Source organism: Cryobacterium algoritolerans, from assembly GCF_004402785.1.
Lineage (GTDB): Bacteria > Actinomycetota > Actinomycetes > Actinomycetales > Microbacteriaceae > Cryobacterium > Cryobacterium algoritolerans.
In genome coordinates this window covers 81,003-95,091 of the sequence record NZ_SOFP01000016.1, presented here as the reverse complement: position 1 = coordinate 95,091, position 14,089 = coordinate 81,003, and the positions used below count along the sequence as shown (strand labels likewise).

Genomic DNA, 14,089 nt, shown 5'->3' with positions numbered 1-14,089 from the left:
CCGGCCGCTGCCCCCGCCCACCATGGCCGCGGCGGTGGCGGTGTGGTGCGGCGCCTCGAGCGGCGGCCGCGTCGCGAGGGCGCGGCCGACCCCGCGCCCGCTGAGCGAGCGCATCGAACTGACCTCGAGGGAGGCCTCCGGGTCGAGATCGGGCAGGAGCCCGGGCAGCCGGGCCGCCAGCATGGTCTTGCCGGCACCGGGCGGACCGACCATGAGGAGATGGTGGCCGCCGGCGGCCGCGATCTGCAGTGCCAGGATGGCGTCGTCGTTGCCGATCACATCGGCCAGCTCCGGTTCGACCGTGTCGACGCCGTCTTCGTCGGGCGCAGCGATCGGGTCGACCCGCATCGGTGCGAGCCGGGAACCATGCCAGATGGCCGCGTCCCGGAGGGAGGCGACTCCGACGACCCGAACCCCCGGCACGAGGGCGGCCTCTGCGGCGTTGCCGGCCGGGACCATCACGGTGCTGTGGCCGAGCCTGGCGGCCGCGATCACCGCGGGGAGCATGCCGGGCGTCGGGCGCAGCCGGCCGTCAAGGGCGAGTTCGCCAAGGTGCACCACCGATCCGACCGACTCCGCGGAGACCGCCTCGTCGGCGGCGAGGCAGGCCAGTGCGATTGCCAGGTCGAAGCCGGAACCGTGTTTGGGCAGCGCCGCGGGTGACAGGTTGATGGTGAGCCTGTTGCGGGTGAGCGGGCAACCCGAGTTCTTCGCTGCGGCTCGCACCCGTTCTGTGGCCTCAGACAGGGCGGCATCCGGCAGGCCGATCAGAACAATGCCGGGCAGCTGGCCGGAGATGTCGGCCTCCACCTCGACCAGTGCCCCAGTGAGCCCGAGGAGCGCCACCGCGTGCGTTCGCGCGAGCGCCATCAGAACACCCCCACCAGATGTTCGATCACCGGGTCGTCCCCCGGCCGCAGGATGACCGCGACAGCGTCGATCCGGATGCGCGCGGGCCGGGTCGCGGCCTGGTCGCACCAGGCCGCCGCCAGCCGACGCAGGCGGGCGAGCTTCTGCGCGGTGATCGCCTCGAACGGATGCCCGAACCGCGTTCCCGACCGCGTCTTCACCTCGACGAAAGCGACTTCGCCTCCCTGCTCGACGACGAGGTCGATCTCTCCCTGGTCACACCGCCAGTTGCGGACGAGGACCCGGTAGCCGGCCGCGGCCAGGAACCCGGCGGCGTAGTCTTCCCCGCGCCTGCCCAGGTCATCCTTGTCCACCACGAGTGCCTCCGGATCCAGCGTGCCCCCAGGCCGACCCCGGCCCCGAAACAGCCCCGGTTCGGTGCACTCGCTGGCCGTCGCCGCCCCGTGGAGGGCGAGCGGGCAGCGATACCGGCGAGGATGAGGACCTGGGTTCGGCCCGGCCCGGTTCAGAGCCCCAGTTTGGCCAGTTCAGCGTCCATCCGCACCGCGATCTCCCGGTAACCGACGTCGTTGGGGTGGAGGTTGTCTGCGGCCTTCCATTCCGGATGCCCGTCCATCCAGTGCGAGGCCCCCGGGATGTAGTCGGCGTCGATGGCCGCGGCCGCGTCCCGCACCCAGCCGATGATCCGCTCCACCGATTCCGGCCGCTCGTCGGTGTACCAGAACGGTTCGACGATGACGAAGCGGGCGTGGGGCAGGGCCTTCTTCAGCGCCGTGAAGTCCTTGTCGATCGCGGCCCGCACGTCAGCGGCGCGGCCAGGCATCACGAAATTGTCGTTCAACCCCATTGTGCTGATCACGATGTCGGGTTTGGCCGCGATCACCCGGTCGACGAGGTCCGGACCGGGCAGGCTCGCCCGGTTGTTCACGAAGCCGAGCCCGTTGGTGCTGGGGTTGACCTCCGTCCAGCCGTGCTCGGTGGACACGATGGTCGACCAGCGGGCGGCCCGGCTCGTCGCACCGGTGCCGCGCGTGTAGGAGTCACCATAGAAGGCGACGACGGGCGAGCCGACGGCGGATGATCCCGCGGCAGTCGATCGCGCCGACGAATCCGCGACGCTTGCACCTCCCGTTCCGGTCGCCGCGCCGAGCACCCCGGCGACGACGACAATGGTCCCGGCGCACAGCACGCCGATCACGGTCAGGAGGGCAATACGTCGGCGCGGGGTCATGACACTCATTCGGCAGTGGTGGCCCGCCCGGATTGGTCGCGGCCTTGCTAGAGGCTACCCCCGGGGCACGGCCTCAGCGCACGAGGAGCGGGATCCCGTCCCCGGCGGCGGCAAAGGCCGCGTCCGTCGCGCCCAGCACCCGCAGGATGTTACCCCCGGCCAGGGCTGCGATTTCCTCGGCGGACCAGCCCCGTCCGGCGAGCTCGGCCAGCAGCCCCGGGTAACCGTCGACGCCCTCGAGGCCGGACGGGAATTGATCCGTGCCGTCGAAGTCACCGCCGAGGCCGATGTGACGGATGCCGGCGACCCGGCGGGCATGCTCGATGTGGTCCGCGACCTGCACGATGGACACGGGGGGTGGCGCGGTATCCCTGGCCCCGTCAAACCAGGCCGAATACTCGGCGGTGAGGAATTGCGGCACGAAGGTGAGCATGATCACGCCGTCGTTGAGGGCGAGCCCGCGGAGCACATCGTCCGGCACGTTCCGGGGATGCTCTGCGACGGCGCTGACGCAGCTGTGGCTGAAGATCACCGGCGAGTCGCTCGCGTCGAGGACCGAGTGCGCCGTGGCGGGCGACACGTGGGACAGATCGACCAGCATGCCCAGCCGGTTCAGCTCCCGAATGTATTCCACCCCGCGGGCGGTGAGTCCGCCGTGGGTGGGATCGTCGGTGCCCGAATCGGCCCAGGTCGTGTTGTGCACGTGGGTCAGGGTGAGGTAGCGCACGCCCAGCCGCGCGAACATCCGCAACACGCCCGGTGAGTCGTTCAAGCTGTGGGCCCCCTCCGCGCCGAGGAGGGACGCCACCCGTCCGTCGGCCCGAGCGGCCTGGACGTCGGCCGCGCTCCGCGCGATGACGAACTCCGCCGGGTACCGGGCCGCGAGCCGGTAGACCCAGTCGATCTGTTCAAGCGCGCCCTGCACGGCGTCGGCTCCCTCGTGGTCGTCGCTGACGTAGACCGACCAGAATTGTGCGCCGACCTGGCCGGCCCGGAGGCGGGCAATGTCCGTATCGGTCGCCAGGCCGCGTTCGAGGCCCTCGACCGAGTAGCCGCGTTCCTCGCGGCAGACCCAGGCCCAGTCGTTGTGGCCGTCGATGAGCGGCGCGAGCTGCAGCGCATGGGCGACGACGGCCGCGGCGGCATCGGCCGCGGCACCGGCCGCGGCACCGGCCGCGACGGGAGGATCGGCGGGATTCATGCCTCCACGCTAGCGCTCGCCGGCGGGCGTGTTCTCGTAGTCTGGATGAATGGGATTGCGCAACGAGTTGGTCGACCTGCAGATGAAGACGATGAACGTGCTGCACCGGGCCGTGTTCACGCTGTCCGGGGGGCGCGTTCTCGCTTCCTTCGGGTCGATGCCCGCGGTCGAGCTGCACACGATCGGCCGGTCGAGTGGTAAACGGCGGGCTACGATGCTCACCGCGCCCGTGCACGACCGACACCGCTACGTGCTGATCGCGTCGAAGGGAGGCGACGATCGCAATCCGCAGTGGTACCTCAACCTGGTCGCGAACCCGGAGGTCGAACTCACCGTGTACGGCACCACGATGCCGATGCGCGCCCGCACGGCGAGTCCGGAGGAGAAGGCCGAGTTGTGGCCGCAGATCGTCACCGCCTACAAGGGCTACGACGGCTACCAGCAGAAGACCAGCCGGGACATCCCGGTGGTCATCTGCGAGCCGCGCTGACCCGGCCCACGAGGCCGCCCCTCGCCGCTAGACCTGCAGCACAGCGTCCGGCAGGTCAGCCGCGGCCTTCGGGAAGACCGGCGGATGCGCACCGGCCATCTCCTCGAGCACCCGGATGACCTGGCAGCTGTAGCCGTATTCGTTGTCGTACCAGACGTAGAGCACGGCCTTCCGGCCGGTGGTGATGGTGGCCAGCCCATCGACGATGCCGGCCCGGCGCGAGCCGAGGAAGTCGCTGGAGACGACCTCGGGCGAGTCGATGTAGTCGATCTGCTTGTGCAGTTCGGAGTTCAGGCTCATCGACCGGAGGTACGCGTTGAGCTCGTCCCTGTCGATCTCCTGCTCGAGGTTGAGGTTGAGGATCGCCATCGACACGTCGGGGGTGGGCACCCGGATGGCGTTACCGGTCAGTTTCCCGGCCAGCTCGGGCAGTGCCTTGGCCACCGCCTTCGCCGCACCCGTCTCGGTGAGCACCATGTTGAGGGCGGCCGAACGGCCCCGGCGGTCGCCGGAGTGGAAGTTGTCGATCAGGTTCTGGTCGTTCGTGAACGAGTGCACCGTCTCGACGTGCCCGTCGACGATACCGTACCGGTCGTTCACGGCCTTGAGCACGGGGGTGATCGCATTCGTGGTGCAGGAAGCGGCGGTGACGATGGCGTCGTCCGCCGTGATCGACGCATGGTTGATGCCGTGCACGATGTTCTTGAGGTTGCCTTTGCCGGGCGCGGTGAGCAGCACACGGGACACGCCAGGGCTGGCGAGGTGCTGCGAGAGCCCCTCCTCGTCACGCCAGCGGCCCGTGTTGTCGACCACGACAGCGTCGTGGATACCGTACCGGGTGTAGTCGACGGTCGCCGGGTCGGAGGAGTAGATGACCTGGATCAGTGTGCCGTTGGCGAGGATCGTGTCGTTGGCCTCGTCGACGGTGATGGTGCCTTCGAACGGGCCGTGAACGGAGTCCCGTCGCAGCAGGCTGGCCCGCTTGACGATGTCGTTGGCGGACCCTCGGCGGACGACGATGGCGCGCAGGCGCAGGCCCTGACCGCCGCCGGCGTGTTCGATCAGGATGCGCGCGAGAAGACGCCCGATCCGCCCGAACCCGTAGAGCACGACGTCGGTGCTCGTGCGCGGGTCGGCGCCCTGCAGGCCGACGACGTCGGCCAGTTCCTCGCGCAGGAAGAAATCGAGACTCCGGTCGGCCTCGTCGCGGCGGTAGGCCAGGTTCAGACGGGCCAGGTCGATCGACGCGGCGCCGAGCCGCAGCCGGCCGAGCGCCTGCAGCATCGGCAGGGTCTCCTCGAGGGGAAGTTCGACGTCGTCGACCTGCCGGGCGAAGCGGTGCGCCTTGAGCAGGCCGACCACCGACTGGTTGATCAGGCTGCGACCGTGCACGCTGGTGACGACGTTATTGTCCCGGTACAGCCGGCCGATCAGCGGGATCATCGCCTCCGCCAGCGCTTCCCGGTTGATCCATGTGGCTCGACAGTGGTCAGCATCCTGAAGCAAGGACATACCTTTCTCTCCCGGCCGCATCGTTGCGCCGGGTTGTGCAGGCTGGCAGCCTGGGCCGGGCAGACCGACGGTGGTCGGCCCGGAGTCGTAGGGCGCGGCTGCCGAAACAGCCGCGGGTCGTGCTGGTCGGGCTATTCGTCTAGCGCGAGTTCCTTGGGCAGTTCGAATTCCTTGGACGCGAGTTCCTCCACGTTGACGTCCTTGAACGTCAGCACGCGCACCGACTTCACGAACCGGTCGGAGCGGTAGACGTCCCAGACCCAGACGTCCTTCATGGTCAGTTCGAAGTAGAAGTCGTGCTCCGTGTCGCGGCGCACCAACTCAACTTCGTTGGCGAGATAGAAGCGTCGCTCGGTCTCGACGACGTACTGGAACTGCCCCACAACGTCTCGGTACTCTCGGTACAGGGCCAACTCGACCTCGCGGTCGTAGTCCTCGAACTCTTCTTCTTCCATGGTGTTTCAATCCTACGCTGTGATCTTGAGCCACGATTTGCGGTGCAGCCCCGTGGGGCCGAGCAGGGCGATCGCTTCCATGTGGGCCGCACTCCCGTAACCCTTGTTCCCCGCCCAGCCGTAGCCGGGGTTCAGGGCATCCGCCTCGATCATGAGCCGGTCACGATGCACCTTGGCGATCACGGATGCCGCCGCCACCGAACCGCAGTCCTGGTCGGCCCGCACCCGGGTGACCACGTTCAGCGGAGTGTGCAGCGCCCTGGTCAACCAGTCGTCGTTGCCGTCGAGCAATACGACGCTCCCGGCGATGTCGACCCCGGCGGCGTGCAACTGAGCCAGCGCGCGCTTGCCGGCCAGCCCGAGGCAGAAGATGATTCCCAGCTCGTCGACCTCGGCGGCCGAGGCTAGCCCGACAGCCGAGTGCAGTGCCCAGGCGGCCGCAAGGGGGGCCAGGGCCTCGCGCCGGGGCTCGCTGAGCATCTTGGAATCGCGGAGGCCGTCGGGGATCGCGGCGGCGGCGGGGCCGACGACGGCCACTCCGACGCCGACGGGGCCGGCCAGCGCGCCGCGGCCGACCTCATCGCAGCCGATCACACAGGTCGCGCCCGCGGCCATCATGGCCCGCTCGACGTCGAGGTTCGGGTCGACGACTCCCATCTATCGGGTCTCCGCGGAGACCCCTCGGAAGACCTCCGGGTAATCGTCGAGCCAGGTCCAGCGGGTCACGGGCCAGCTGATCACCAGGGCACGGCCGACCACGTTCTCAATCGGCACGAAGCCCTTGCCCGGCGTGTCGCCGTTGTACCTGGAGTCCTTCGAGTTGTACCGGTTGTCGCCCATCACCCAGAGTGATTTCGCAGGCACGACCACGTCGAAGGCATCCTTGGACACTTTCGACTCGCCGACCGGGAGTTGCAGGTACGGTTCCGAGAGCGGAATGTCGTTGACGCTCATCTGGCCGAGCGCGTTGCAGCAGACGACATGGTCCCCCGGCAGTCCGATGACGCGCTTGATCAGGTGGTCGTTGCTGTCCGGAGCGGAAAGGCCGACCACGGAGAGCACCCAGTCAACGCCGGCCACGATCGGGTTCTGCTGCACGGGAGTCTGCGGCAGGAGCCAGCCGCCCGGATCGCGGAACACGACGACGTCGCCCCTGGTGATCGGGATGAGCCCGGGCTCGAGCTGGTTCACGATGATCCGGTCGTTGACCAGCAGCGTCGTCTCCATCGACCCCGAGGGGATGTAGAACGATCGGATCAGGAACGTCTTGATCAGGAACGAGATGAGCAGCGCCACCACGAAAATGACCAGAAGGTCGCGAAGGAAGAGTGCAACGCCGCGCCTCGTGCGCTTCGTTTCTGATTCCAGGCGATTTGATCGCGTGGGCAGAGAATTGTCTGTCATTAAACCGCCTGAGCTCCTGACCCAGTGTAAGGGTGAGGAGCTCAGGGAGAAATCCAGCGAGTGCTGGGAGTCGACTGTTAGTCGCGCTTCTCTTTGATCTTGGCCTTCTTGCCGCGCAGGTTGCGCAGGTAGTACAGCTTCGCGCGACGCACGTCACCGCGAGTGATGACCTCGATGTGGTCGATCACTGGGGAGTGCACCGGGAAGGTACGCTCGACGCCGACCTGGAAGCTGACCTTACGAACGCAGAACGTCTCGCGCACGCCTTCACCGGAGCGGCCGATGACGACTCCCTGGAAGACCTGAACACGAGAGCGGGCGCCCTCAACGATATTGACGTGGACCTTGACGGTATCGCCGGCGCGGAAGGCCGGGATGTCCTTCCGGAGTGATGGTGCATCCACCTGGTCAAGAATATGCATAGTGTTTCGCTCTCTGTATCCGCCACAGGACGACTACGATTTGTGCCGCGCGACCCGCTGTGAGCGCCCCGCGTCGGCAACCGACTGAGTAAGTTCATGCCGAACGTTGCAGCTCCCCTGTGGCAGAGGCATGCTACGGCACAAACGCTGATTATGTCATGAAAACTCTGTGCGCCGCAAAAGCGGCGGATGTCCCGGTGGTCGAGCCGGTCGAGACCCGGCGACCCACTAACGCTCTGCGGGCTTCTCGTGGATCACGATCACCGCGGGATCGGCAGTGCTGTCGAAGCGGGGAGCCTTCGCGGCGCCTCCGGCCGCCGCCGACCCGAACCGGGCGGTCTCATCGATCACGACGAACATTTCGCGCATCCTGGCCCGGGCTGCGCTGTAGAACTCCCAGATGACAAACCAGAACGCGGCAAGGCCCACGACCACGATGAGCACGGGAAGACCACCGGACCGGGCCGTGAACCCGAGGGCCACGATCAGGGCGTGCCAGAGAGTGAGCGCGCCGACATCCGCCCAGGACACCGCCCGGCGGGTTCGCACGTCTTTGCGGGCGTAGATCAGCAGGGCGACCAGGAGGAGGCCGATCCCGAGGAGGACGCCGCCGAAGAAACTCCCGACCACCATCCAGCCGCTCGCTCCGAACACCGACGCGCCGACCAGCAGCCACGCGGGCAGCACGAGGACGGCGATGAACTGCCAGTAGTAGAAGAGTCTGCGTACGAACACGAGATCAGACTACTCGCGCGTTTTTGCCGCCGGCTCAGAGTTCGCTGGGGGCAGAAGATCGGGGCGCACCCGCCCGGTGCGCTCAAGCTGCTGCTCGCGGCGCCAGGCGGCGATCGCACCGTGATTTCCGCTGAGCAGCACGGCTGGAACGTCGTGCCCGCGCCAGCTGGACGGCTTGGTGTAGCTCGGGTATTCCAACAGGCCGTCCTCGTGCGATTCCTCGACGAGGCTCTCCGGATTGCCGACGACACCGGGGATCAGCCGCCCGATGGCCTCGATCATGGCCATCACGGCGACCTCTCCCCCGTTGAGCACGTAGTCGCCGAGGCTGATCAGGCGCACCCGACCGGCGGCGGCATAGTGGTCGAAGACACGCTGGTCGATGCCCTCGTAGCGCCCGCAGCCGAAGACCAGGTTCGGTTCCTCCGCGAGGGACCTGGCCATCTTCTGGGTGAACAGCTCACCGGCCGGGGATGGGAAGATCAGTATCGGGCCGGCATCCGGGCCGGCTTCGTCACAAGCTGCACCCACGGAAACTTCGCCGATGATCTCGTCCAGCGCCTCCCCCCACGGCTCAGGCTTCATCACCATGCCGGCGCCGCCGCCGTAGGGCGTGTCGTCGACGGTGTTGTGCCGGTCATGGGTATGGTCACGCAGGTTGTGTACTCGCAGGTCGATCAGCCCCGACTGGCGGGCCTTGCCGACGAGCGAGACGTCGAGGACGGAAAAGAACTCCGGAAAGATGGTGAGGATGTCGATGCGCACCAGAGAAGTCTAGGAGCGGATCAGCACCGGCTCCCGCGCGCCATCGACCTCGGCCGCCCGGTTCACCCTGGTGCGGTGCGAGAAGTAGACCGGCAGCGCGGTGAACAGGACCGCGCCGAGCAGGTTGCCGACGAGCACGGGGAGCTGGTTCCAGACCAGCCACTCGCCGATGCTGATGGGCGAGCCGAGCATCATGCCGGCGGGGATGACGAACATGTTGACGATCGCGTGCTCGAGGCCGAGGCTGAAGAAGATCGTCACCGGGAGCCACATCGCGAGGATCTTCCCGGCGGTGGACTTCGAGACGTAGAACATGATCGTGCCGATCGCGACCATCCAGTTGCAGAGCATCCCCTTGATGATCGCGACGACGATTCCGCTGGCGCCGACTGCCTCGTATGGCAGCACCTTGTGCTCGGCGAGGTGCATGATCGCCTGGACCATGGGGTCGGAGGTCTGCGTGCCCATGTACGTGATCGAGATGACGTAGAGGAAACCGAACAGCACCGCGCCGAAGAGGTGCGCGCAAATGACGACACCGAAATTGGTGAGACCCTTCTTGATCGTCGTGCGGCCCTCGAGGATCGCGAGCGGGATCAGGGCGAAGCTGCCGGTCACGAGTTCAAGGCCGAAAAGCAAAATAATGGCGAAGCCCACCGGGAAAAGCACGGCACCCACGATGGGTAGCCCTGTCTGGGCTGCCGCAGTCAGGGAGACCGCCGTCGCAGCGCCAAGGATGGCGCCGGCTAGGGTGCCGCGCAGGAACATCTGCTTAATGGTCAGGTTGGTTTTAGTAACCCCGGATTGGATGATGTCATCGATGAATTGATCCGGTTTGACGTACGACATGCGGCGGTTCTCCTTGGAGGGTGTGCCGCGTCATGACGAGCTGGGAAGTCGGACGGGCGCGGCGCGCCACTCCCCGGGTGTGGGGCGGGTCGCGTCTATGCGCCTTCGCGCTCCGGCGTTTCCACCGGAGGAGTCTGGGTTTCCGGCTCCGGATCGGTGTCCGGTTCCTCCGGCAGCTCTTCGAGCAGCCCCGGCGGAGGGGTGATGGTGACGATACCGGTCGATATGTCAACGGAGGGGACGATCGCCTTCACGAAGGGGATCATGACCTCGCCGGCCGGAGTCTTCACGATGAGCAGGTCCTGGGCGGGGAGATGCTCGAGCCGGGTGATGGTGCCGATCTTCTCGCCGTCGCGCACCACGGCGAGTCCTACGAGCTGGTGGTCGTACCAGGCGTCTTCTTCGTCGGGCTGTTCCTCGTCGTCCTGGTCGATCCAGAGGATCGCCTTGGCGAGGGCCTCGGCCGCTTCGCGGTCGGGAACATCCTTGAAAAATCCGACGGCGTGCTGGTTGTACCAGCGCAGCTCGACGAGCTCAAGGGTCCTGCCGTGCCAGGGTGACCCCGTGGGCACCTGGAGGGTGAACACGGCGCCCGGGACAAAACGACGTCCCGGGTCATCCGTGAACAGTTCGAGCTTGATGGCGCCCTTGAGGCCGTGCGCCTTCGTCAGACGCCCCACCCGGAGTTGACTACGGGGTGGCGTGCTGCCGTTCACCAAGCTCATTACCAACTTCTCGCTTACAGTTCTTCAGAAATCGGTGTCGACGACGTCGACCCGCACGCGCCTGCCGTCGGCCAGCGCAGCCACGAGGGTGCGCAGTGCCTTGGCGGTACGCCCGGAACGACCGATCACGCGGCCGAGGTCTTCGGGGTTCACGCGAACCTCGAGCACCTCGCCCCGCGGGGAGTTCTGGGCCGAAACGTGCACGTCATCCGGGTGATCAACGATTCCCTTGACGAGGTGCTCAAGCGCGGGTGCGAGCAAGACTACGCCTTGTCCTCTTCGGGAGCCGCGGTATCAGCCGCGGTCTCCTTGGGGGCCTCTTCCTTCGCCACGGGCTTGTCGGCCTTCGGCTTGAGAACGGGCTTCTTCTTCTCGTCGGCGACGAAAGCAACCTTGGCTTCCTTGACCTTCACGGTGCTGACGGCGTTCTTGTCACCCTTGAAGATGCCCCAGTCGCCGGTCAGCTTGAGGAGAGCGGCAACCTGCTCGGTCGGCTGTGCGCCGACTCCGAGCCAGTACTGCGCACGCTCGGACTTGACCTCGATGACGGAGGGCTCCTGCGTGGGGTGGTAGATGCCGATCTCTTCGATGACACGACCGTCGCGCTTGGTGCGCGAGTCGGCGACAACGATGCGGTAGTACGGTGCGCGGATCTTACCCATACGCTTCAAACGAATTTTGACAGCCACAATTCTCCTGTGTATTTGATTTTTGGCGAACTGACGGCCGTGAGCGTGGGGGCACACTCGGCACAAGCTCAATAAGGTGGTTTTTTCCTGCGTCTGAGTAGAGGGTCGAACGCAAGAGAACTCGACTAATCATTCTGCCAGACGATGCCCTGTTTCCGATAATCGGCGATCGCCTCTCCGTTGTTTCACGGCCCGCCCGGCACTCGGGCGTCACGGTGTGGCCACGGGTGCCCATTCGGTGTCAGGATTATGCACTGACACACCCGTTCGGGGTGACGCCCTCCTCGAAAGGCTCCACGTGGGAATCGAGTTTGCCCGCTCAGAGCGGTCGACCATTGGCATCGAGTGGGAACTCGCGCTGGTCGACCGCAACACGGGCGACCTCGTGTCCATCGCCGATGAGGTGCTCGACGGCCTCCGAGGCGCCGACGGCTCGCCGCATCCGAAGATCACCGGCGAACTGCTGCTCAACACGGTCGAGCTGGTTTCCGGGGTGCACCGCACGGTGGCCGGGGCGGTCTCGGATGTCGTCGGCCAGGTCGGCGAAGTGCGCACGATCACCGACCCGCGAGGCGTCGAGCTCGTCTGCAGCGGGTCGCATCCGTTCGGCCAGTGGTTCGACCAGGAAGTCACCGACAAGGCCAGGTACCACCGCCTGATCGACCGCACCCAGTGGTGGGGCCGCAACATGATGATCTGGGGCATCCACGTGCATGTGGGCATCGAGGACCGCAGCAAGGTCATCCCAATCCTCAACGGCCTGCTCACCTACCTTCCGCACCTGCAGGCACTGTCCGCGTCGAGCCCGTTCTGGGCCGGCGTGAACACCGGCTACGCCTCAAACCGGGCGCAGATGTTCCAGCAGCTGCCTACGGCCGGCCTGCCGTGGATCCTGGAGGACTGGTCCGCGTGGGAGCGCTATGTCCAGGACATGACCGTCACCGGGATCGTCGACGATGTCACCGAGGTGCGCTGGGACATCCGGCCGTCGCCGCGCTGGGGCACAATCGAAATTCGCGCCTGCGACGGAGTGTCCACGGCCGAAGAACTGGCCGCGATCGCCGCCTTCATCCAGTGCCTGGTCGAGTGGATGTCGACCCGGCTGGATGAGGGCGAGACCGTGCCGCAGTTGCAGCCGTGGTTCGTGCGCGAGAACAAGTGGCGCGCGTCGCGGTACGGCCTGGACGCGGAGATCATCCTCGATGCAGCAGGGACCGAGTGCCACGTGATCGATGACGTGCGGCGCCTGATCGGCGTGCTCTCCCCCGTTGCCGAGCGTCTGGGCTGTCTGCCGGAGTTCGCGGGGCTGAACCTGATTCTCGACGCCGGGGCCAGCTACCAGCGGCAGCTACGGGTGGCCGACGCCGCCGACGGGAGCCTGCCGGCGGTTGTCCGCGCGCTCGCCGAGGAACTGCGCACGGGGCTCGTCGCGCGCTGACCGCGCTTCGCCTCCCCCCACCCCGGTGATTGAGCCCGTCGAAATCAGGCCCGTCGGCTCAGCGAGGCCCACAGCGCGTCCAGTCCGTTGGAGGCGCGGTCCCTCTGGACCCGGGAGGAGATCGCCGCGCGCGAGCTCTCCAGCAAACTGGCCGCGACGCTGCGGATCCCCGAGCGCACCGCAAGCCGGGGTGCCTGACGCCGGGCCGCCGGACGCCGGGCCACCGAACGCCGGGCCACCGAAAGCCAGAGTGCCGAACGCCAGAGTGCCGAACGCCAGGGTGCCGCAAGCCGGGCCAACTGCACCCATCGATCGCCAGCCATCGAACGGGCCGGACGGGCCGCCGTTCTGAGACTGGATCCCGACGTCCCTTGAGTGATCGCGTATCGGTTAGCGTTGGAGCGGCTTGGCCGGCGGTGTCAACGCCCGATCCCCGCGCGCCCGGTATCGTCGGGTGGTCTTGTCAGGCCTGGTTCTTGGAGTCGCGCCAGGCGAGCCAGTCGGTCAGGCGGTCGAGTTTGTACTGCGGGCCCGACAGCCCCAGCGTGAACAGGCGCGCACCGAGGTCGTAGAGCTGGTCGGCTTCCCCCACGCTTCGACCCCGGAGCTCGGTGGAGATCTCGATTTCGGCCAGGTCGCGGCCGACCTTGTCACACCAGTCGGCCAGCACACCAAGCTTGTGTTCGAGCACCTCCGGGCTCGAGAACGTATGCCAGATGTCGGCGTGCTGGGCGACGATGCGCAGAGTCTTCTTCTCGCCGCCACCGCCGATGAGCACGGGAATCCTGCGGATGGGCGGTGGATTGAGCCTGGCCCACCGCGCCTCGATCCTCGGCAGGCTCTCGGCCAGGGCATCCAGTCGGGTGCCCACTGTGCCGAAATCGTAGCCGTACTCGTCGTAGTCACGCTCGAACCAGCCCGAACCGGTTCCGAAGATGAACCGGCCGCCACTGATGTGGTCGATGGTGCGGGCCATGTCGGCTTGCAGGTCCGGATTCCGGTAGCTGTTGCAGTTCACCAGCGCACCGATTTCGATCGTGGAGGTCTCCTCGGCCCAGGCGGCCAGGATCGTCCAGGACTCGAAATGGAGACCGTTCGGCTCACCGGAGAGCGGGAAGAAATGGTCCCAGTTGAAGGCGACATCGGCCCCCATCGCCTCGACCTGGCCGACCGCGTCGCGGATCGTGTCGTACTGGGTGTGTTGCGGCGCCAATTGCGCGCCAATGCGCACCAGACGGGAAGCGGCTGAAGTCATGCATGCAGCCTAATCCGACCGTGTCCGGCCCGACCGGTTACGGGACTG

General features: G+C 66.9%; 18 protein-coding genes. 2 read left to right on the top strand and 16 right to left on the bottom strand.

Annotation, left to right across the window (positions count from 1 at the left end; translation table 11 throughout):
* From E3O19_RS04175 to E3O19_RS04160, 4 genes are all read right to left on the bottom strand, one after another.
* A partial coding sequence (locus E3O19_RS04175) for a magnesium chelatase domain-containing protein (RefSeq protein WP_174776893.1) occupies positions 1–870 on the bottom strand: 870 nt, incomplete at its 3' end.
* The gene (locus E3O19_RS04170; protein WP_134565501.1) at positions 870–1,226 is read right to left on the bottom strand and encodes a YraN family protein; all 357 of its coding nucleotides are present in this window, start codon (positions 1,224–1,226) and stop codon (positions 870–872) included. The genes E3O19_RS04170 and E3O19_RS04175, both read right to left, overlap by 1 nt.
* A gap of 149 nt (positions 1,227–1,375) precedes the next feature.
* A complete protein-coding gene (locus E3O19_RS04165; RefSeq protein WP_134565499.1) occupies positions 1,376–2,101 on the bottom strand; it encodes an SGNH/GDSL hydrolase family protein in 726 nt (241 codons plus the stop codon).
* Between the two features lie 73 nt (positions 2,102–2,174).
* Positions 2,175–3,302 (bottom strand): dipeptidase, encoded by a 1,128-nt coding sequence (locus tag E3O19_RS04160; RefSeq protein ID WP_134565497.1) that lies wholly within the window; start codon positions 3,300–3,302, stop codon positions 2,175–2,177.
* Between the two features lie 49 nt (positions 3,303–3,351).
* Here E3O19_RS04160 and E3O19_RS04155 point away from each other — a divergent pair, with 49 nt between their 5' ends.
* The gene (locus E3O19_RS04155) at positions 3,352–3,792 is read left to right on the top strand and encodes a nitroreductase family deazaflavin-dependent oxidoreductase (RefSeq protein WP_134565495.1); all 441 of its coding nucleotides are present in this window, start codon (positions 3,352–3,354) and stop codon (positions 3,790–3,792) included.
* A gap of 27 nt (positions 3,793–3,819) precedes the next feature.
* Here the strand turns inward: E3O19_RS04155 and E3O19_RS04150 are convergent, their stop codons facing one another.
* The 11 genes from E3O19_RS04150 to rpsP all read right to left on the bottom strand — a co-directional run bounded on the left by E3O19_RS04150 (position 3,820) and on the right by rpsP (position 11,348).
* Entirely contained in the window at positions 3,820–5,304 is a 1,485-nt protein-coding gene (locus tag E3O19_RS04150) for a glyceraldehyde-3-phosphate dehydrogenase (protein WP_174776892.1), read from the bottom strand.
* A 131-nt stretch (positions 5,305–5,435) separates the two neighbouring features.
* Positions 5,436–5,759, bottom strand: a complete 324-nt coding sequence (locus tag E3O19_RS04145; protein WP_130176401.1) for a DUF2469 family protein — start codon at positions 5,757–5,759, stop codon at positions 5,436–5,438.
* Positions 5,760–5,771: 12 nt separating this feature from the next.
* Positions 5,772–6,416, bottom strand: a complete 645-nt coding sequence (locus E3O19_RS04140; RefSeq protein WP_134565493.1) for a ribonuclease HII — start codon at positions 6,414–6,416, stop codon at positions 5,772–5,774.
* Complete coding sequence (lepB, locus tag E3O19_RS04135; protein WP_134565491.1) at positions 6,417–7,163, bottom strand: signal peptidase I; 747 nt, start codon at positions 7,161–7,163, stop codon at positions 6,417–6,419.
* Between the two features lie 77 nt (positions 7,164–7,240).
* On the bottom strand, positions 7,241–7,585 hold the full coding sequence (gene rplS, locus E3O19_RS04130; protein WP_134368536.1) for a 50S ribosomal protein L19: 345 nt from the start codon (positions 7,583–7,585) through the stop codon (positions 7,241–7,243).
* A gap of 228 nt (positions 7,586–7,813) precedes the next feature.
* Positions 7,814–8,320: an MFS transporter gene (locus E3O19_RS04125; RefSeq protein ID WP_134565489.1), complete on the bottom strand. Its 507-nt coding sequence runs from the start codon at positions 8,318–8,320 to the stop codon at positions 7,814–7,816.
* Between the two features lie 9 nt (positions 8,321–8,329).
* Positions 8,330–9,085: a tRNA (guanosine(37)-N1)-methyltransferase TrmD gene (trmD, locus tag E3O19_RS04120; protein WP_134565487.1), complete on the bottom strand. Its 756-nt coding sequence runs from the start codon at positions 9,083–9,085 to the stop codon at positions 8,330–8,332.
* A 9-nt stretch (positions 9,086–9,094) separates the two neighbouring features.
* Positions 9,095–9,934 (bottom strand): formate/nitrite transporter family protein, encoded by an 840-nt coding sequence (locus E3O19_RS04115; RefSeq protein ID WP_134565485.1) that lies wholly within the window; start codon positions 9,932–9,934, stop codon positions 9,095–9,097.
* 95 nt (positions 9,935–10,029) lie between these two features.
* Complete coding sequence (gene rimM, locus E3O19_RS04110; RefSeq protein WP_174776891.1) at positions 10,030–10,659, bottom strand: ribosome maturation factor RimM; 630 nt, start codon at positions 10,657–10,659, stop codon at positions 10,030–10,032.
* A gap of 24 nt (positions 10,660–10,683) precedes the next feature.
* Positions 10,684–10,920, bottom strand: coding sequence for an RNA-binding protein (locus tag E3O19_RS04105; protein WP_134524588.1), 237 nt, complete (start codon positions 10,918–10,920; stop codon positions 10,684–10,686).
* 2 nt (positions 10,921–10,922) lie between these two features.
* Positions 10,923–11,348, bottom strand: a complete 426-nt coding sequence (rpsP, locus tag E3O19_RS04100; protein ID WP_134565483.1) for a 30S ribosomal protein S16 — start codon at positions 11,346–11,348, stop codon at positions 10,923–10,925.
* 298 nt (positions 11,349–11,646) lie between these two features.
* On the opposite strand from rpsP, the gene E3O19_RS04095 reads away from it, so the two are divergent.
* Positions 11,647–12,786 (top strand): glutamate--cysteine ligase, encoded by a 1,140-nt coding sequence (locus E3O19_RS04095; protein WP_134565481.1) that lies wholly within the window; start codon positions 11,647–11,649, stop codon positions 12,784–12,786.
* A gap of 463 nt (positions 12,787–13,249) precedes the next feature.
* On the opposite strand, the gene E3O19_RS04090 is transcribed toward E3O19_RS04095, so the two are convergent.
* Positions 13,250–14,041, bottom strand: coding sequence for an LLM class F420-dependent oxidoreductase (locus E3O19_RS04090; RefSeq protein WP_134565479.1), 792 nt, complete (start codon positions 14,039–14,041; stop codon positions 13,250–13,252).
* Positions 14,042–14,089: the final 48 nt, after the last annotated feature.

Excerpts from the sequence above, each read along its gene's own strand:
- E3O19_RS04155 (WP_134565495.1), top strand. The coding sequence starts at position 3,352 with ATGGGATTGCGCAACGAGTTGGTCGACCTGCAGATGAAGACGATGAAC.
- lepB (WP_134565491.1), bottom strand. The coding sequence starts at position 7,163 with ATGACAGACAATTCTCTGCCCACGCGATCAAATCGCCTGGAATCAGAA.
- E3O19_RS04140 (WP_134565493.1), bottom strand. The coding sequence starts at position 6,416 with ATGGGAGTCGTCGACCCGAACCTCGACGTCGAGCGGGCCATGATGGCC.
- rimM (WP_174776891.1), bottom strand. The coding sequence starts at position 10,659 with ATGAGCTTGGTGAACGGCAGCACGCCACCCCGTAGTCAACTCCGGGTG.
- E3O19_RS04160 (WP_134565497.1), bottom strand. The coding sequence starts at position 3,302 with ATGAATCCCGCCGATCCTCCCGTCGCGGCCGGTGCCGCGGCCGGTGCC.
- E3O19_RS04145 (WP_130176401.1), bottom strand. The coding sequence starts at position 5,759 with ATGGAAGAAGAAGAGTTCGAGGACTACGACCGCGAGGTCGAGTTGGCC.
- E3O19_RS04115 (WP_134565485.1), bottom strand. The coding sequence starts at position 9,934 with ATGTCGTACGTCAAACCGGATCAATTCATCGATGACATCATCCAATCC.
- E3O19_RS04090 (WP_134565479.1), bottom strand. The coding sequence starts at position 14,041 with ATGACTTCAGCCGCTTCCCGTCTGGTGCGCATTGGCGCGCAATTGGCG.
- E3O19_RS04165 (WP_134565499.1), bottom strand. The coding sequence starts at position 2,101 with ATGACCCCGCGCCGACGTATTGCCCTCCTGACCGTGATCGGCGTGCTG.
- rplS (WP_134368536.1), bottom strand. The coding sequence starts at position 7,585 with ATGCATATTCTTGACCAGGTGGATGCACCATCACTCCGGAAGGACATC.
- E3O19_RS04150 (WP_174776892.1), bottom strand. The coding sequence starts at position 5,304 with ATGTCCTTGCTTCAGGATGCTGACCACTGTCGAGCCACATGGATCAAC.